This is a genomic window from Streptococcus oralis (genome assembly GCF_026782125.1).
Classification (GTDB): Bacteria; Bacillota; Bacilli; order Lactobacillales; family Streptococcaceae; genus Streptococcus; species Streptococcus oralis_CE.
The window spans coordinates 95,324-115,514 of record NZ_JAKUVY010000006.1 but is presented as its reverse complement, the minus strand read 5'-3'; the positions used below and the strand labels follow the sequence as shown (position 1 = coordinate 115,514).

The following is a 20,191-nucleotide window of genomic DNA, read 5'->3' as shown; positions in this document are numbered from 1 at the left end:
TAGGAAACGGATTTCGTAATCTTGTTAAGAGGTTTTACGAAATACTAGTCTTTCTTTGTTTTTGCTACAAAGAGAGCAGATAGTGCTAGGCTAACACCTGCAAGGAAGAGAGCTGTGTCAGATTGGCTCTCACCTGTTGCTGGCAAGCTTTGTTCAGCAGTTTCTTGCTTCGTCACTTCTTGTTTTAGATCCGGTGCCGGTGTCTTATCTTCATCTGAAGCAAATGAGCTAAGTTTAAACTCAGGTTTCTCTACTGCTGGAGCAGCTTGATCACCTACTGTCGATAATGGACCTGTGTATTCTGGAAGCTCATGTACCAGTGCCACAACAGCATTGACACCGCCCTTGAACTCAGGTTTCTCTACTGTCGGAGCAGCTTGGTCACCTACTGTTGCTACTGGGCCTGTGTACTCTGGAAGTTCATGTACTAGGGCTTCAACTGCATTGACACCGCCCTTGAACTCAGGTTTCTCTACTATTGGAGCGGCTTGGTCGCCTACTGTTGCTACTGGGCCTGTGTACTCTGGAAGCTCATGTACCAAGGCTTCAACTGCATTGACACCACCTGTGAATTCAGGAACCTCAAGAACAGGTGCTGGCTCTTCACCCTTGCTTGATTGGAGCGGTTCTTCTGTTAATTCTTGATGGAAGCTTGCCAATTCATAAAACTCAGCCTTGCCACCTTCCCAGACTAATTTGACGTCTAGAAGAGAGCCGCCATTTCGGATAGCAAAAGTTTGGAGACTAGATGTAATGGTACCGAGGTCTGTCCAACTGTCTTGACCATCCTTGAGTGTTCTAGCAAGAATACGTGCTTTCGCTCCTTCAGGAAGACTAGAAACAAGACGAAGGTGGTTAGCATTGGTCGGCTCAGACAAGTGATAAACCAACTCGCCCTTCTCTTTTTCAGACTTGTAGCTGGTCAAGACTTTGCCGTCTACAAGATTATTATAAAGGTTGCCTTGGCTTTCTCCACTACTTCCTTCTACTGTTGGATCATTGATTGGTTTGACAAACTCACCATCGTTGATAACCAATTCTGTAAATCCTACAAAACGGGCATCATAATCCGCTGTATAGAGGACACGAAGATAGTTAGCTTTGACTGGTGTCGTCAATTCACCCTCTATGTAGCGATTTCCTGGCATCTTAGAATCATGTGTCCAACCATCTGTCAATGAATCATCGTGTTGGCTATTGGCTACACCATCTCCTACTGTCACGACATCTGTCCAAGTTTTACCATCTTGGCTGACTTGGATCTTACCATCACGAAGGTAGTTTTGAGTTCCGTCTTGGATGTAGGCTCTAATCTTCTTGATAGTGCGTTCGCTGCCAAGTTTCAAGGTCACATGACCATCTTTACGAGCATAGTCTGAAAACTCAACGAAGTTGTTGTAAACACCATCAAATAATTGATCTAGGTTGTTCAGTTTACGAACATCATTGCTACCATATGCTGGGTGAATTCCCATTGAAGTTGATTCCAATTTGGTTGGTTGCACTTCTTTAGTCGTCACAAGGAGAGAAGTCGCTGTAATAGCTTGCTCCTGATCTGTTTTATTGACCAGACGCACATAACGTACTAAGTGGCTTGCTGCAGATCTATCAGTCAACTGGCTCGCTGGTAGCCATTCTTGAGCGTTTGCAGAGTACTCTAGACTAAGAGCAGGGTTGGCTTGGCCTTGGAGCTGGATGCTCTTGACCTGATGGATACGGTCAAGCTTCATTCCTAGATAGCTATGAGCAGGGAGTTTGGTTCCAGCTGGAATTTGAAGCTCGTAACTGCCCAAGCTATCCACTACCGGTGTTTCCTTCAAGGCATCGACGTTGGTGTCTGTTAACTCACTATTTCCAGAACGTGTCTCAACAGAGAAATCCTGGATACGCCACCAGAGGTCGAGAGCCTTGGTATTGCGTACTCGGATGTAACGAGCATTGATAGCTCTGGTCACTTCCTTGGTTTGCTCTCCTGATAGGCGATCCAACTCTTGCCATGCAGTTCCATCTGTAGAGTACTCAAGTACACCTGCAGCAAGCTTATCACCCGTTCCTTGGCGAAGGCGAACTTTAGTGACTGACTTGACTTCACCGAGGTCAAGTTGTGCCCAAGCATCTACTGGAGTGGTATTGCTACCGTCAGCGTTTGCCATCATGGCTTCTGTATTGTCCTTGCCATCAGTGATTTGACGAGCTGAAGTATTTAGTTTGTAAACTAAGTTTGAGCTTAGACTAACTGTCGTTGCTTGTTGGCTACGAGCTTTTTCAACTGGACGGTTGACTGCAATTTCCTGAACTGCAAACCAGGTATTTTCACGATCCTCGGTCGCAATCATACGAACTGCTTTAGCCTTGATAGTGAGATTCTCAAACTTAAGAAGGGATTCATTTCCGACATAGCTTGGCTCTTTCAAGGTTACCCAGTTGTCATTTTCATCTTGATACTGCACTTCTGCCTTACTAAAGGTATCACGTGGATTTGCCTGCGTTCCCATTGCAAAGGTCAAGGTTTGGATTGATACCGGCTTGTTGAATTTCATACCGATATAATCACCTGTCTTGATGCTGTTTGGTGATTTAATAAGCGCATGAGTTGCCAAATCGCCATCCGTTACTTCTGCCAAACCACCTTCTACACCTGTTCGATTGGTGATAAAGGTGCTGATGATTTGGTCTGGGTGCAAGACTTTTTGAACTTCAGACGCTAGAACTTCTTTCAAGGATAGGATAAATGGACGGATATGTTGAACACCCAACTCAGCCTTTTCAAGATGGTCTACATAATGGAAGGTATGAGTTTGAGACTGTTCGTACAATTTCAAACCTTTATAGTAGCTATCCCAGAGTTTGGCTGCATCGTTTGTAGCCATGGCTTCAGTTCCTGTAAGGAAGGCATCGAGAGCATTCATTTGGTCAATTGCATTATCCAACCAATAGTGGATTTGCGCAACCATCTTTTGGTCACCCGATGCTTTGTAAAGTTCGGCTGCTTCTTTAATCTTGGCAAATTCTGCACGCAAGGCTGTACGTTCGGCAGTCACATCCTGACCTGCTTTGAGCTTAGTCATGAAGTCTGTCAATTTTGGAGCCAAGTCTACCGATTCTTCTAGTTTGACGACACGAGTATCCATGTTTTGGTTGATCATGTGCTTACCAAGTTCGCGGAAGGCTGCTGATACCTTGCTATCTTCAAAATGACCATTTTCTACAAAGTTGAAGGCAATATCATTGATTTTCTTAGCTTCTTCTTCTGATTTCCACTGTTTCCATGAGTATTGAGCTCCTGAAAAGAGGGCAATCTTAGATGGTTCAGACTGTTGCATTGGGTTCAACATGATACCAGATAGCAAGCTTGGATCCACATTTGGATGAAGGAATTTCTCACCACCACCTAGAATTAAATGTTGTTTAGAGTTATCTGTTACAGGCCAGTTAATCCAAAGTGAAACTGGGCGATAGGTCTTGCCACCTGCGGATAGATTGTTCTTGAGAGTTGAAAGGAAGCTTTCAGAGACTTCACCCCAAATCTTACCACCCGTCAAGGTCATGGATGTTGAACTTGGGAGATTTTCATTGAGGGATTTCAACTCATCTTCACGTCCATTACCCCAATACTGTCCAGGAACAAAAATCATTTCTTTACGAAGACCGCTGTAAGTTCCCTGCATTTCAGTCAACCACTTGGTCATATCTTGCATCAAGCGGTTGTAGCTATTGTAGCCTCCGACTGGGCTTGGAGCATCATCTGCAAGGATACCAAATTCACGGACACCTACTTTCATCAACTGGGTAAATTTAGCCTTGATGGTTGCCAAATCTTCTTGGTAATGCGCTTCATTGCCAAAGCGGATGCGGTTGTTCATGAATGGATGGATAGTCCAGACATAGCGAGTTTTACTTTGATTTCCGACACGAGCGAGTTCACGGATTTCAGCTAGTTTTTCTTCTGGATAGAGTTCACGCCATTTCTTGTTGTGGTATGGATCATCTTTTGGTGCAAAGAAGTATTGGTTCAATTTCAAATCGCCACCATAACGCATGAGCTCTGCACGATCGGCATTCGACCATGGATTTCCATAGTAACCTTCGATGAAACCACGGTTCTTGAGTTCTGCGTAATCTTCTACTGTCACATTTCGAAGGACTGGCACTTGGCTTTCCTTGAGCATGTGTTTCAAAGTTGTCAAACCATAGAAGACTGCATCAGTGTCTTTTCCGACGATAGAAATCGAATTATCCTTGATACTCAAGACATAGGCGTCAATCTTGTCAAAGAGACCTGCTGAAACATTGGACAAGTTTTGCTCTGCTTGTGAACCTTGTCCATGCACTCCAAGATAGATATTGGTTGCGCCAGCGATTGCTGCCTTACCAGTTGTATAAGATACTTGATTGTCCTGCAAGACACTCTTCAAGCGATTGCGAGTATAGATATCGAGTTGATCGCCCATGACCAGATTGACTTGCTTACGAAGAGCTGTGACACCTTCTCCATAAGTCACTTTTTGTGGAGTTGGGAAGACCTTGTACTCTTTCTTGAGATAGTCTGCGCTCTTGCTAGCAGCTGCAATGCTGTCTTCGCTAGCTGGTTTACTTGCAGTGAATTGATCTGCCAATTCAACTGTTCCATCACCGGTTTGGTCTACTTTTGGTTTTTCAGGTGTAGTTGGTTTTTCTGGTTGACTTGGTGCAGGCGTTTCTTGCTTTTCTCTGACAGGTTTCAATAAATGAACTTCAGCTGCACTTGCAAAGCCACCAACGCCTTCCAATACTTTCAACTCAATCTTGTTTGTATGTACCGCCGCAAAGTTGACTGTTTTTTCTTGGGCGTTGTTGTCCCAGCTTCCTTCTGAAACCTTGACCATTTGGCCATCTTTTTGTGCGTAGATTTCGTAGCGCGTCACGACACCATTTCCACCACCTGGACGTGGGAGATACGTCAAGCCATTGACTTTTTCTGCTTCTTTCAAGGTCATAGTAAGGGTGTATGGCGCAGTGTCACCAGTCCACTTAGTATGCCAGAAGGTATTTGGATCATTGTCAAAGGCCTTTTCAACAGCGCCTTCAGTCGCGTTTCCTGGAAGTTGCTGACTGCTTGCGGTTGCAGTAATCTTATCATTTGAAATCAAGCGAGGATTTACAAATGGTTTGTCTGACAACTCTGCACTATGCAAGATTCCTTTGAAACCACCGATGCTTTCAAGCGGTAGTACCAAGCTATTGTGGGCAAAGCGAGGGTGGGCTGGATTTGCAATACGCTCAATCTTTTCACCATCCACATAGACTTCTGTAGATTGTGGTTTGGTCACGATAGAGATTTGATAACGTTTGTTCTTTTCAAGTTTTTTATTGAATTGGATATGGAACTGTTCAAACTGGTAAGCAAGATAGCCGTCTTTATCAGCTAGATAGATACGGTTATCCCCACTTGCTGAGAAGGTTTGTTCTCCGTCTCCAGTGACAGTTACATCAAACTTCAAGACGTGACTTGGACCAACATCACCAGCCAAGCCTTCGATACTGCTATCTTTCTCAAAAGCCAATCCCTGTTCGCTTGCCTTCACTTTCTTACTTGCATAGTTCTTGACTGTTTCAGGATTGATAGTAAACAAGTCGCTTTGATCAATCTCTTTATCAGGATTTGACTGTGGCGCATAAGGGCTAGTTGGTAGGGTACGTTCTGCAAAGGTCGCAGCTGCACGGTCAGATCCCCAAGTGCGCTCCGCAGTGGTTTGCATGCTCTTGAAGAAGCGTTTAAAGATATCATAAGAGGTCAAACCGGTCTCATGAAGGTCGATATTATCATTCCAAACTGCGTGACCACCACCAAGGATACTTGGATGAGAAGCTGGTAGAAGTGGACCTCCACCTGTTCTAAAATCATTCGGTGTCCAGCTATTGTACTGACGTTCGTAGTTAGCATAGTCCCCGTAGGCTGCTTGACTATTACTTCCACTTGGCACACTATAGGTCGGCACATCCGTGATGTTGATAATCTTAGCTCCCTGAGCAATGGCTTCATTTGGTCGTTGCCATCCGATACTCCAGATATCAACCTCTACTCCGTTCCAATCAACCGCTGTCTTACCTCGTTTTGCACTGAGCGAGCCCCAGATACGAGGGGTATAGCCTTTTCCTTTAATGTATTTGATAAGGTCATTGACATAGCGGCGATAGCTTTCTCTGCTGCCATAGTATTCATCCGTTCCAATATGAACAGTGGATACCCCATGAAGTGGTGCATCTGGACCATCGAGGAGTTTGTCATAGACGGATTTGACAAAAGCTAGCGTTTCATCGTATTTATTATCTAGGTCGAGCATTGCAACACGTTCAACATTGTGTTTGCCAGCATAATCACTCAAACTACCTTGATACATGAGGTCTGGGCGGACTTTGACAAAGGACAAGGCGTGACCTGGTGTGTCAATTTCTGGCACTAGGTTGATATGCAAGGCCTTGGCAAGTTTGATCAGATTTTGCATTTCTTCCTTGGTATAATGCTCATCTGATGTCAATTTTTGACCATTCTTACCAACAATATCTGTCTCCACACGGAAACCAGTCTTAGCGTGTTCAAGTACATACTTGAGTTGTTCTTCTGGACTTAAATTCTTACCTGCCAAGTGTTCCTTTAGGAAGATATAGTTATCGTTGAGGTGCAACTGCAAGTCGTTCATCTTGTAGTAAGCCATGTTGAGCATGATGTCTACAAGAGTATCATAAGGGATAAATTTACGACCTGTATCCAACATAAAGCCACGGTGGCTGAAACTTGGGAAATCACGAATTTCGCCATTTTGTAGGTCTGTTTCTCCCATTTGAAGAAGAGTACGAGTTGCATAGAAGGCTCCTGTATTTGTGGCAGCTTCGATGGTAATCACATCATCTTGGATAGTGATGCCATAGCCTTCCTTACCATAACCTTTGTTTTCAACCTTTTTAAATTCGATTCGTTTTTGAGCCTGTTTGTCACCTGTTGCTAGTTCCAATCCACGGCTAGCAAGGTCTGACTGGTAGAAGGTTGCTGCCTGATCAAAGCCAGAATCACCTGTCGCAAGAACTGTATCTGAAGTGATAGAAGTTTGGCCTTCTTTCCCATACCATTGTTGAACAGCTGGTGCTACTTTTGGTTTCACACCCACACCTTCGTCCTGATGTAGACCCTTGATGACTACTTCAAATTCCTTAGTGAAAGTATGGCTGTCTTTGATTTGCTGCACCATAACCTTAACGCGTTGATCTGTCAGAGGTTTATGGATATGATTTTGAAGGTCAATCACACCTTGCTTGTTGCTTCCGATAAGGCTAACTTTCCCTGGTAAAGTTGGTAAGACAAGAGACTGTCCGTCTTCTGCTACTGTTAGTTCGGTTACTTGGCGGATATCCGTTACCTTACTATGGTCCGGAACGTTTGAATAAGCTCGAATTTCTTGGATTCCAACATTTCTCCAGTTCATTGTTCCCGCTTGGTAATCATTGACCTCAAGTTTGAGGTACTTAGCTTTGATACTTTCAGCTAGATCTACTTTCTCATCTAAAACTGGATCTCCAGTTTTGGTATGAGCGAGTTTCCATTGTTTTTCTCCATTAGCCCCCACATCTTCTTGACCTGCGTAGTAGAGACTCCAAGATTTGATATTAGGGTCATTCTGCCCATTACGAAGACGACGATCCCAGTCAATTTCTACATGCTTGATGAGAGTAGTTTTTGGAAGAGTTAATTCGAAGGTTGGTTTTGGTGCGTCTTTGTCTGTAGCCCAACGAGTATTGTCATCTCCGTCGATAGCCTTATCCGCAGTAAAGTTGGTACCAGTCTCATGGTTGCTCGCCTGAGCAGTAGCACCTTCGAGATGGTTGACATCTTCTCTATCTTCGATTGGCTTTTCAGCTGGTTTTGGTGCGGGCGTAGCAGTTTCAGCTGGTTTATTGTCTGCCTTTGGTGTTTCAACCGGTTTCGGCGTTTCTGCTGGCTTAGGACTTACAGGACTTGTCTCTGGTTTTGCCTCTTCACTTGTTGCAGGATTGCTTCCTTCGTCAGTCGCTGGAGTCTCTTCATGACTTGCTTCTGTTGCAGCTTCTGCATCTGCTTTTTCAAGCGCAGCGGCTAAATCATCTGGTAGCTTATCCAGGGCTTGAACATGAGTGATACTTCCCTCTGTCTCTGAAGGTGTTGCTGTTTCTGCCGCCTGAACCATATTGGCGCCAAAGATGCTAGCACCAATCATAACGGAGGCTGCACCGATTGCAAATTTTCTTATACTATAGTGACAGCGTTTCTCAAAAAAATGTCTATCCATCTTTCTCCTATTCCTTTCATCCGCATACATGAGTAAGCGGTATCATTTCTCCTTTGAAAAAGGAGAGAACCAAGAGGTCCTCTCCGGCTGTTTGTTCCTTTTTGATTCGAGTTGCTTTGAACTGCTGAAATCAAATCTCATTACTCTTCTTTACGTTTTGTCGCAAGAATCGCAGCAGATAAAGCGATGCTCACACTTGCTAAGAAGAGGGCTGCTTCTGAACCATGTTCTCCTGTAGCAGGAAGTTTCTCTTCTTTATCTTCCAGAGCTTTGGTATCAGCTACTGGGCTTGGAGTGAGCGGGTACTCAGGTTTTTCAACTGTTGGAGCTGCTTGATCTCCAGCAGTAGCCAATACACCTGTGTAGGCTGGTTTCTCGTTTACCAAGGCTTGAACCGCATTGACGCCACCCTTAAACTCAGGAACTTCATTTGCAGCTGCTAGAACTGCATTGGCTCCGCCCTTGTATTCTGGTAATTCGTGAACCAAGGCTTCAACCGCATTAACGCCGCCCTTGAACTCAGGAACCTCATGTACAGCTGCTTCTGTTGCATTGACACCACCCTTAAACTCAGGTAGGTCATGAACAGCCGCTTCTTCTCCAGCTGTTCCGTAAGGACCTGTATATTCAGGAACTTCAAGAACTGGAGGTTGCTCCTCACCCTTGCTGCTTGTAGGAGCGTCTGGTTTAGCAACCTTATCTTGTAATTGGTTGAGATAGTCTGCGAAGTAGGCCACCATTCTTTCCGTCAAGAGATGGTTATCCGTCGCATATTTCATGCTTGCCTGAACGCTAGCTACTTCCTCTTGATTGTCTTTGTCTGTTAATTTCTGCGCCTTAGCTAAAGCTGCCTCATAACCAGACATGTCAAGTGGTGTTTCTGCTACCTGTGGACGGGTAAAGATGAGTTCCGCTGCAGATTGGTATTTATCGCCACCATCTCCGTAAGTCTTGGTACCAGTAAGGACAATTTTCTTAGCCTTGATTGTCTTGCCAAAGTCAATGTCTTTTGGTTTGTTGTTATTTGGCCAATCTGTCACTGTGAAGGTATGTTCCTTACCAGACTCATCTGTGACAACCAGTTTCACATCACGCAAGTTTCCATTTGAATCAGAGGCACGTGGAACATAGCGAAGTCCAGTGATTTCAGTTGATTCTTTCAAGACCATGGTTGCAGGCTTGCCTACATCTCCACCATTCCAAGATGTATGCCATAGACTAGACACATTTCCATCAAAGGCATTCTCAAGACCTTCACCTGGTTGAGATGGCGCATCCAAACTTTCAAAGTCTTCTGCTACTAAGGCTGTTTTCTTCTGAACCAAAGCATTCTTCAAGGCTTCAATCTTGGCAATCTCTGCACGCGCTTCTTCCACGCTAATGTCATCATCTGCCTGACTGAGGTTAAAGACCGCCTCTTTCAAAGCATCCATAGACTCTTTCGTGTAGTTAGTCATGGCAACCGTTGGCAAGTAGTTCTTCAGAGCATTTTCTGTCAACATCTTACCTGTTAGGGTAATTTCCTCGATGTGAAGATTGTCCATCATGAAATCGTTGTAACCACGGAAGTTGGCATTTCCGCCAGCATCTCCATGAGTATTGCTTGCGTTTCCAGTTGAGTAGATACCTACCCAAGTATCACCTGTTTCTGCACCTGTCACGAGGAAGGTTACTTTCTTGGCTTTCTTAGAATCCGTCCAAGTATTTGGCAATTCATGCATGTCCAAGTTGCTTGCTTGAGTTCCACGACGACCTGACTGGAATTCTCCCTTACCAACTACAAAGGCATAGGTATTGTCAGAGCCTGCTTCGTATTCAAAGGTTACACGATAAGTCTTACCAGCTTCAAATCGGAAGTTTTGCGGAATAGTTTGGTAAACCAAGTTACGACGGCTCACTAGCCCATTTGTCTTCAATGACCAATTTCCTTCGATAACATCATCGACTTTCTTACCGTTCCAACCACGCTGTGTATATGGATCGTGTTTTTCAGACAAGTGAGTGCGGTTATCTTCGACACCTTCGACACCACCCACTACAAATGGGAAGATTCCTTGAGCTACATTTTCAAAGTCTTGTTTGAAGGTGCCTTTACCTGTATCATGCTTATCTCCGTACATGCTTGAATTGTTTTCAAAGGTACGAATTTCATCAAAGTAAGTTGCTTCATCACCAGCTTCACGACTCAATGTCAAAGTAACATTTGATACGTCCGATCCAGTTGTAAAGAAGGCGTACATATTTTGGAAGTAACTTGTATCGTCAACTGTAGCATTTTCACGACGATTGTTATGAGCATAAGCTTTGATGTAGTTGAGAGCGAGTGACTTATTGGTATAGGTAGTCACTTCTTTCTCGCCAGTATTCACTGTGATACTTGCCTTAGCATTACTACGGTTATCAACACCAACATAAACCGCATACTTGGTATTTGGTTTCAAGCCAGTCAGTTTCTGAGTAAGGCTGACCTTGCTCTTATTGCCTTGGATACGAAGCATTTCATTTGCGCCTTGTGATTTGACAATTTCTGCCTTAGAAGCATCACCAGAAATGGTCCAATGTTTCAAGGTTCCACTGTTAAATCCTTGGTCATAGATGTGCATACCTTCGCTCCATGACATTTCAGGATTGGTTTGTTTTGAACGGTAGAGAACGTATGGTTGATTTGCTAGAAGATCTAGGGTAATCTTGCCATCTTTTACAGTTAGTTCTTGCTCTTCTGTCTTACCTTGGTCAGTTAGCTTGTAAAGGTAAACCTTGCTATTTGCCCAATCGCTCGGAAGGGTCCAAGTTGTTGCACCGACCTGCGTATTGAAGTAGTACATTTTTTCCTTATCAGTAGGAAGTTTCTTACCATTCGCATCCCAGTTCCAAGGAGTCAAGTAAGCTGAACCATCTTGGATGACACGTCCATTGAGAGTTACTGTACGTTCGCGGTATTGTGGGCTATTGACATCATTTGACTTACGAGTCACAACCACTTTGTTACCTGCAGCATCGACTAGCTCAACCTTCATTTCTGGAGTCCATTTATAGGTGCTACCGTTATCGGTCATGGTAACTGGTGTACCATTTTCCCATTTACTTACAGTGAAGTGTTGGAAATACTTAGTCATGACATCATGGGCAAAGAGGTTAGTCACGTAGCCATTGTAGTCACTTCTTCCCTGCCAGCCTTCAAAGTCTTTCATGCTGTAACCACCTAGAAGTGGGTAGTTGGCTGCACCACCATAACTTCTGTAGTCCCCAACCCAAGAATCTTTTTGGTGGTTGCGGATAAAGCGCGTGATAGCACTGTTGATACCTTTATTAGTGTAGCCACCATAGGTCAAATCAGCTGCCCAGTGTTGGAAGGTAGAGTCGTACTCACCACCATGGCCCCACTCAATCGCAAAGCGCCAGCCTTGTTTGTTGATTTCTTTAGCAAGAACGTGAGTAGCCCAGGCACCGTTATCACCTGATTGGCCATTGCCCCAAACGTCCACATAGATAAAGTCGAGACCTTCACCAAGTTTTTTCTTCAAGTCTTCCCAGCGAGCCAAGCGTCCATGCGCCAAGTCATAAGCAGCATCAATGTTGATACCTTGGTCTAGCCAGTTCCAACCGTAGCTGTAGCTACCATCTGGATTCTTACGAAGAATATTTTCATTAAAATATTTAGACTCAGGATAGGTTTCAGAAGCGTTAACGTGGATACCAAGATATGCACCATACTTCTTAGCTTTCTCGATCAAGGCCTTGAAGTCTTCAACACCACCAATACGTTTACCAATATCAGCATAGTTCAAGTGACCAGAGTCGTGACCTTCACTACCATATCCTTTAAGGAGAACACCTTGCCCAAGACCATCTGTGTGGAGATTGATTTTCTTGATACCATCCAAGGTCATAAGGAATGGGTTTTGTGCTTGAGAACCAAAGTTCATCGCGATACGGTAAGCTGTGATATCCTTGACTTTTTCCCAACCTTGAGGGTTGTTCATGATGCTACGATAAGCAATGGCACCATCTTGCCAGTCAACTTTATTATCCGCATTGGCATCTTCAGTGATAACAACTTTAGCACTTGGAAGTTCCTTAGTGTACTCTGGATATACAATCCCTTTATAAGCTTTTTCCCATTGCCATTCAGAACTTTGGATTCCCACATAGTTTGTATTTCCAACAGTTTGTTTGAAGGCTGTCAAACGAGTCCAGTCATTCGAACCACCACCGTAGCTGTTTTGAGAGTTACTCCAAACACCTGCTGCAAGCTTATCTGTAGAAACAAAACCATACATGTAGCCCTTAGCCAAATCTTTCATTGGATTGGTTACAGGAATATGTTCATCTCCACTGATATGAGTGTTGTTTGACATAGTTGCCCCGTCAAACTTAGCCCCAGTTTGGTCGCTTGAAACTGACACAAGTGAGTTTCCTAAGAAATTGATAGAGGAGAGAAGTTTTCTTTCATCATCAATCTTCTGACCTGGAGTAACTTGGTTATGGTTGACAATCTTGGTCACATCAAAATGCAATTGATTGTCCACAACTTGCAAGCGTACAGTCATATCTGCATTGATGAAATTCTTCTCGTCACGAAGCCTCATCAAATACTCTGCAGTAGTATCATTGATCTTCTTATAGGTGACTTCAGGTGTAATTTCGTGATTGTTTACCAAGATTTTCTTAAGTTGTTGAACTTGTCCTGGCAAAGTATGCCCATTCAAGGTGTATTCCTTCACACGAGGAAAGGCTTGGTCAATTACCGCTTTCAAAACTGCTGACTGGATAGTGTCATAAGATACTTTACTATCGTCAACAACCGGACCTGTTTCTTTCTGGGCAGGAGTATCATCTGCTTTTACACCTTCTTGATTGTCTGTTTTAACGCTGACAACCGTACGGTCATTGCTATAGGAGCCAGCTTTTAGGACGATTTTCTTCTCATTTTTGAGAGTTTCATTAACAGCTGCTGGCAAAGTGACTGTATCAAAGAGTTTCTCATCATTATTCGTTGCATTGAGTTGTCCATCTGACTTGAGAGTGATAGAAAGACGGTTTACAGAACCTGGTTCTGGTGCTGCTACACGGTTGCCCTTATACCAGGTGCTATCGGTTGGAGATTTATACTCCCAGAACCAGCCATCTTTGTCATAACCAACAAAAACATTGTTCTTGGTGTCTTTAAATTTCAAGAAGACACCAAAGCGTGATTTGCCCTTTTCAGAATCATCTTTGAAGGTTAAATCAACCGTCGCATTTCCATTAGCATCAACTGTCAATCCTTGTTTTTCAAACAAGGCTGGTTTATCGCCATTGTCGTTCTGTGCAGTCGAGGACAATTGATTGTAGCGGACACCCTTTTCTTCACGAATAGTGACGGTTCCTTGTTGCTCTTTATTCGCTACTGTTTGCCATTCAGGGGTTACTGTCTTAGGCGTTTCAGGTTTAGCAGCTGCAGGTTTATCCTCTTTTGGTTTTTCTTCAGCCGGTTTTTCTTTCTCTTCCAAGTCTGCTGGTTTCACACTTGAAATTCCCTGCATGTGGTCTTGAATCCATTTTAGCTGAGCTGGTGAGAAGAGAATGCCTCCGCTCCGTTTTCCAACTACACCATTTTGGTGAACACCGACTAGTTTGCCTTCTGTATCAAAGATACCGCCACCACTAGCGCCCGGTTTTCCTCCTTGGTAACCAATCCCTTGGACACCTTCTCCGTATGGTTCCGCAAAATCAACTGTAGTATTGACAATCGGATTCAATTTCCCTTCTGGATAACCAAAGACATGGAGTTTATCTCCAATTTTCTTAACAACTGGCTTTTTAGTTACTTCAACAGGCGTATTTTCTAGAACTGTACGCAATCTCACAAGGGCCAAATCATTTTTGAAGCCCTTCAGGTAGCCTTCACGATCCCAATGAATGATATCTTTCTTACTAAACTTGACATCTGGCAATCCTGGATAAGAGATGCTATAGATATCTCCATCCCCTTGGTCATTATCCACAACCTTACGGATATTGCCGTCTTGGCTGTCCTTGATAAAGTTATGAGAAACCGTCAATACAAGGTCTTTAGCAACGACAATACCGCTACCTTCTCCTGATGGCGTCTTAATCTTAACAGTCGCGCCATAGTTTAATTCCCCATTGGTAGTCTTAGCCACATCTTCTGGGACGAGCTTCCCTGTATCTTGGGCCAATTGATCCTTGTCAACTTCGCGCCCATTGTCTTCAACTTTTTCCAACTTATCTTCTAGTTCTTTTGGAAGATTGCTTGGTTTATCTGACTTTTCTTTTTCTTGAGCTAACAACTCTTCTTCTGTTTGTGGGCCTTCAGTAGTCTCAGCTGAACCAGGATTTTGAGCGGCAGCTTCCTTGTCAACTTCGCGCCCCTCATCACTAGCCTTCTTATCCAAATCAGCCAGTTCACTCGGCAAATTAGTTGTAGAACCAACTCTTGCTTGATCAGCCAATACTGGGCTAGCTGCGAAGAAAGTCGCTCCAATCATCACCGAAGCTACTCCAAGCGTAAACTTACGAATACTGAACTTACAGCGTTTTTCAAAAAATCGTTTATCCATGAACTCCTAAATCCTTTCATTTTCCAGTAAGCGTTTACATTTCTTTTTTAAAAAATACTCCTTTCTCTGAAAGTGCTAAGCTTAACTGTTATAAATAAAAAATAATTGTACTTTTAATATAACAAATAAAAGACCAGAAAGCAATAGGAAATAGGTAAAATTCACTAAAATTTTCTCTTTTCTGAACAGTGCTAACATTAAGAGTTTAAATAATCGCTTTACAATTATAAAAAGGTTCTATCTCAAAGAATCTAATAAACAGCTTCATTTCAAAAACAGATTCTTATCGGATAGAAACCATCAAAACAAGGGCCGAAAATCGGATTTTTTATCATTTTTTGCTATGATTAGTTAGATAGAAGAAAAGTGAAGGAGAAGACAATGATATTAATTACAGGTGCAAATGGTCAACTCGGTACCGAACTACCTTATTTACTAGATGAACGAAATGTGGACTAGGTTGCAGTGGATGCGGCCGAAATGGATATCACGAATGCTGAAATGGTTGAGAAAGTCTTTGCCAAGATTAAACCAACTCTGGTCTATCATTGTGCAGCTTATACTGCTGTTGATGCGGCTGAAGATGAGGGAAAAGAACTGGATTTTGCCATAAACGTAACTGGAACTGAAAATGTAGCCAAGGCCTCTGAGAAATACGGAGCTACTCTCGTTTATATTTCAACAGACTACGTCTTTGATGGAAAGAACCCCGTCGGACAAGAGTGGGAAGTCGATGACCTACCTGATCCGCAAACAGAGTACGGACGTACCAAGCGAATGGGAGAAGAACTTGTTGAAAACCTTACGTCACAGCATTACATCATTCGTACTGCTTGGGTCTTTGGAAAGAACTTTGTTTTTACCATGCAAAGTCTATCCCAAACCCATAAAACGCTCACAGTGGTCAACGACCAACACGACCTCCCAACCTGGACACGAACCTTGGTCGAATTCATGACCTACTTGACTGATAATCAAAAAGAGTATGGCTACTACCACTTATCAAATGACGCAGCTGAAAACTCCACTTGGTATGACTTTGCTGTCGAGATTCTTAAAGACAGTGATGTCGAAGTAATCCCTGTAAATTCCAGCAAGTTTCCTGCCAAGGCTAAACGCCCCCTCAACTCAACTATGAGTTTGGCCAAAGCGAAGGCGACAGGTTTCGTCATTCCAACCTGGCAAGATACCCTTAAAGAGTTTTATAAACAAGAAATAAGATAATAAAAGATTACGACATACATAAAAAGCAAGAGACCATGAGGTCTCTTGCTTTTTAGTATCTGATTATTTAATCACTTGTTGCGTTTTAGCATAGTTAGCTTCTACTGCTTCTTTGTCAGATTGCCACCAGTCTTGGTTGTCTGTGTACCACTTGATTGTCTCTTTGAGACCTGCTTCAAAGTTGGTAAACTCTGGTTTCCATCCTAGCTCATCACGAAGTTTGCTAGCGTCGATAGCATAGCGAAGGTCGTGACCAGCTCGATCTGTCACGTGGTCATAAGCGTCAGCTGTTTTGACGCAGCCCGAGTAAGTGGTACAGGCGCGTTCCCGAACCAGCTGCAAGAATAATACCTTTCATAATGACGTAACCTTTCTAACGAACTGATTAATAAGTAGCTTCAAATTCTTACTTCAATTTAGAAATGGCCGTTTTCAGATAATCTCCACTTCGAATCGCTACTCCTACTTGTCTGGCATTAGCCGACAGTTCCATGTAATCTTGATATGTCAAATCGTCTAGTGCCTTTTGGAGGTCATGTAGAGAATCAACCGCTATACCACACTGCTTATCTAGCACAAAATGCGCAAGGGCAGACTCTTTCCAAACAACTAGAGGAAAGCCCGAAGCCAAATAAAGAGAAGCCTTGTGGGAGTTGTTAATACGTAGGTAATTTCCGAAAGAACCTTGGCAAGTTTCTGAACTATCACCATCCCACACCAAACCAAAACTACCTTGAAGAGCATTTGGGAGGTCATCTGGCATAAAGGAACCAAAGTAGGTGGTATTTTTCAATGCACGACTTTCATCGTATCCCATTCCATAGAGATTATAGGCTGGCTGTTCTGGCAAATTATAAAGATAGCCTGATTTTGTTGGAATTAGATTTCCGGCGATGATAATCGCTTCTTCTTTTTGGGGAATACTTTTTTCCTCAAAGTTCGGAATCAGATAGTCAAAAATCTCCAAGCTAACCATTTTATCTGATGGTATGCCTTGAATTGCCAAGGCATTTTTCATGATATCATTATGAACGATAATGCCATCCACTGATATAAGAGCTGCCTTCTCTTGGAAGTAATTTCTCACTTTATGACGAAGTTTCACTGCTGAATTTCCTACATGACGCAAGGTTTCAATATCATGGATCACAAGATAGAATTTGACTCCTCTATTTTGCGCCTGCTTAATGAGTTGTGAGATGAAAAATGTATGGTGGATAATCGGGAACTGAATCAGCAATTCATCCCCAGATCCCAACTGATCAAAGACAGACTTGAGCGCACGATATTTGTGTTGCTGAGCTTTAAAGAAATTCATCTTATACCAATTCTCAACCTTGAGTTCCAACCCCTTATAACCCTCTGAGACTAGAATAGCTTCCACGTCATTTCGTGCCTTATTTCCTGCATTCTTTTCATATTCATTACTCAGAAATGAATCCTTCAGATAATATTTCACCTTTTCTCCCCTTTATCTGTGATGTTCTTAGATACTCCCTAGTTCTTCTGCTACCACATCCAATGCACGTTCAATCGTCACATGCATGTCATAATATTTATAGTCAGCTAGACGTCCACAGAAGATAACCTTGTCATTTTTGGCTGCTTCTTCTTGATACTTGGCAAACATGGCATTGTTTCTCTCATCATTGATTGGATAATATGGCTCATCTCCACGTTTCCAATCAGCTGGATATTCACGAGTGATAACCGTCTTTGGTTGAGTACCATACTCGAAATGCTTGTGCTCGAGGATACGAGTATAAGGAATCTCACGTTCTGTATAGTTGACCACAGCATTCCCTTGATAATTGTCTTCATCCAAGACTTCATGTTCAAAACGAAGGCTACGGTATTCCAACTCCCCGTGTTTGTAGTCAAAGTACTGGTCAATCATCCCTGTAAAGACAACTTTTTCAGCTGATGCTTCTAGCTCTTCACGATTGGCAAAGAAATCAACACCAAGCTCTACTTCTACATCGCCAAGCATGTTTTCAATGATGACGTTGTAACCCCCAATTGGAATACCTTGGTAACGGTCGTTAAAGTAGTTGTTATCAAAGGTCAAACGCACTGGGAGGCGCTTGATAATAAATGGCGGAAGGTCTGTTGCAGAACGTCCCCATTGTTTTTCAGTATAGCCCTTGATCAACTTTTCATAGATATCTGGACCAATCAACTTGATGGCTTGTTCTTCCAAGTTCTTGGGCTCAACATCTTTCATATCAGCTGTTTGCTGGGCAATCTTGTTCTTGACTTCTTGTGGTGTCTTAGTCCCCCACATAGCGTAGAAGGTATTCATATTGAAAGGAAGATTGTAAAGACTCCCCTTGTAGTTAGCCACTGGCGAGTTGATATAGTTGTTAAACTCAGCAAATTGGTTAACATAGTCCCATACTTTTTTATTGGAAGTATGGAAAATGTGGGCACCATACTTGTGGACATTGATGCCCTCAACATTTTCACAGTAGATATTTCCACCGATGTGATCACGCTTGTCAATCACTTTCACCTTCTTGCCACGTTTGTTAGCTTCGTGTGCAAAGATTGCTCCAGACAAACCTGCACCAACGATAAGATAATCGTACATAGTTAACTCCATTATTTTTTAATTATTTGTTTTAATTCTTTTACATCTACCACTTTCAAAGATAGAATTGCAAAAAGATAAATGATTCCACCAAGCACTGCAAATACTATAACATTTATAGTTGGCGAAAATTGTATAAGTGTTTTTGAACCTAGCAGAATGCCATACATGATAGCTGATGCTAGGACTATTTTTGTCAAAGATCCGATAATTAGAACTTCTTTTAGGTATCTACGGGTAAAGTATAATTGTATCGCCCATACCAACGCCTCTGTCGAAACAGAAACAATGGCTGCTCCGATATATCCCAGTTTAGGAAGGAATAGTAAGTTCAAACCTACACTGATTATTGCGGGAGCTGTTGTTGAAATCATGAATTCTTTATTTTTATTATGGGGAATTAAAATCTGAATTCCCATTATATTGGTCCAACCGATAAAGAACATACGGAAGATCATAATGGCAATTGCATAACGTGCATCCTGAAAGTCTTGCCCAAGGAAAAACTGAACAAAATCATCATTCACAATCAAAATTCCTGCCATCATTGGAAAAATCACTAAATTATAAATGAGGAAGGACATTTCATGCATCTTATTGACTGCTCTATGATCTCCTGTTGCTAATAAGTTAGCTACTCGAGGCAACATAACACTTCCCAAGGAAGTTACCAAGGTCAGAAGGATATTTACTAATTTTAGAGCCTGGTCATAAATCCCTACATCTTTTGTAGAAGCTAAGGCTCCAAGCATGGTACGATCTAAGGTAACATATAAAGAGATCGCTACTTGAGGAAGGAATAATAATATGACCGGCTTTAAATGATGCCTAGCATATTCTATGCTAAAATGAGAACTACCGATAAACTCCCTAGCAGGTAACCACATACTTAGTTGCCCCAAAAGTTCAAATATGGTTAGCAAAAAAACATAGAGATATAGGTCATTTGCAGATTTGACAAAGAGGAAGATTGAAATGACTCCAACGAGTTTAACTGTGATATTTCGAACAGTAATCTTTCGAAAATCTTCTAGCCCTTGAAAGAGCCAGGAAATGTCTAAACCTTTTGAAACTAAACTCAAGCCTAGAATGTAGGCTACCGGATTTTGCATAGAGGGAAGGGTCAGACAAAGAAGAGTATATAAGGACAGAGAAAGAACTGTTGCCCCTAATTGCAGAGAGTAGATTCCCCAAAAGTTTTTTTTAATCTCATTACGATGTCCTGAAATGACCTTAGTACCATAGTTAGCAACTCCTAGCATCGCTAAGAGAATAAAGTAGGTGACAATAGAATTAAAGTATCCATACGTCCCTAAATCATCCGAAGAAAAGACCCGTGTTACGTAGGGAGTCGTAATGATTGGGAGTATAATCACTAATAACTGATAAGAAAGATTGTAGGCGTAGTTTTTTAATACTTTCATTTCAAGTCATCCAATTTAGAATTAATCAGTGAAAACAAAAAGCTTGACTGGTCATACTTATAATGGTCAATTATTCTAAAAACTTCTTTC

Annotated in this window: 5 protein-coding genes and 2 pseudogenes; 1 reads left to right on the top strand and 6 read right to left on the bottom strand. The window is 42.5% G+C overall.

Going from position 1 to position 20,191, the window contains the following annotated elements; all coding sequences use genetic code 11:
- Nucleotides 1-44 precede the first annotated feature (44 nt).
- Both MK385_RS07245 and MK385_RS07240 read right to left on the bottom strand, forming a co-directional pair.
- The gene (locus MK385_RS07245) at nucleotides 45-8,300 is read right to left on the bottom strand and encodes an SIALI-17 repeat-containing surface protein (RefSeq protein WP_268725685.1); all 8,256 of its coding nucleotides are present in this window, start codon (nucleotides 8,298-8,300) and stop codon (nucleotides 45-47) included.
- A gap of 140 nt (nucleotides 8,301-8,440) precedes the next feature.
- Nucleotides 8,441-14,863, bottom strand: coding sequence for a SpGH101 family endo-alpha-N-acetylgalactosaminidase (locus tag MK385_RS07240; RefSeq protein ID WP_268725684.1), 6,423 nt, complete (start codon nucleotides 14,861-14,863; stop codon nucleotides 8,441-8,443).
- 381 nt (nucleotides 14,864-15,244) lie between these two features.
- Between MK385_RS07240 and rfbD the strand changes: the two are divergent.
- Nucleotides 15,245-16,087 (top strand): annotated as a pseudogene (rfbD, locus tag MK385_RS07235) (dTDP-4-dehydrorhamnose reductase).
- Nucleotides 16,088-16,150: 63 nt separating this feature from the next.
- Here the strand turns inward: rfbD and MK385_RS07230 are convergent.
- From MK385_RS07230 to MK385_RS07215, 4 genes and pseudogenes are all read right to left on the bottom strand, one after another.
- Nucleotides 16,151-16,381 (bottom strand): annotated as a pseudogene (locus tag MK385_RS07230) (dTDP-glucose 4,6-dehydratase); the annotation flags it as partial.
- A gap of 112 nt (nucleotides 16,382-16,493) precedes the next feature.
- On the bottom strand, nucleotides 16,494-17,546 hold the full coding sequence (locus MK385_RS07225) for a galactofuranosyltransferase (protein ID WP_268725683.1): 1,053 nt from the start codon (nucleotides 17,544-17,546) through the stop codon (nucleotides 16,494-16,496).
- A gap of 27 nt (nucleotides 17,547-17,573) precedes the next feature.
- A complete protein-coding gene (gene glf, locus MK385_RS07220; RefSeq protein WP_268725682.1) occupies nucleotides 17,574-18,677 on the bottom strand; it encodes a UDP-galactopyranose mutase in 1,104 nt (367 codons plus the stop codon).
- An 11-nt stretch (nucleotides 18,678-18,688) separates the two neighbouring features.
- Nucleotides 18,689-20,101 carry a flippase gene (locus MK385_RS07215; RefSeq protein WP_268725681.1) on the bottom strand — a complete coding sequence of 471 codons (1,413 nt, stop codon included), beginning with the start codon at nucleotides 20,099-20,101 and terminating at the stop codon, nucleotides 18,689-18,691.
- Between the last annotated feature and the right edge of the window lie 90 nt (nucleotides 20,102-20,191).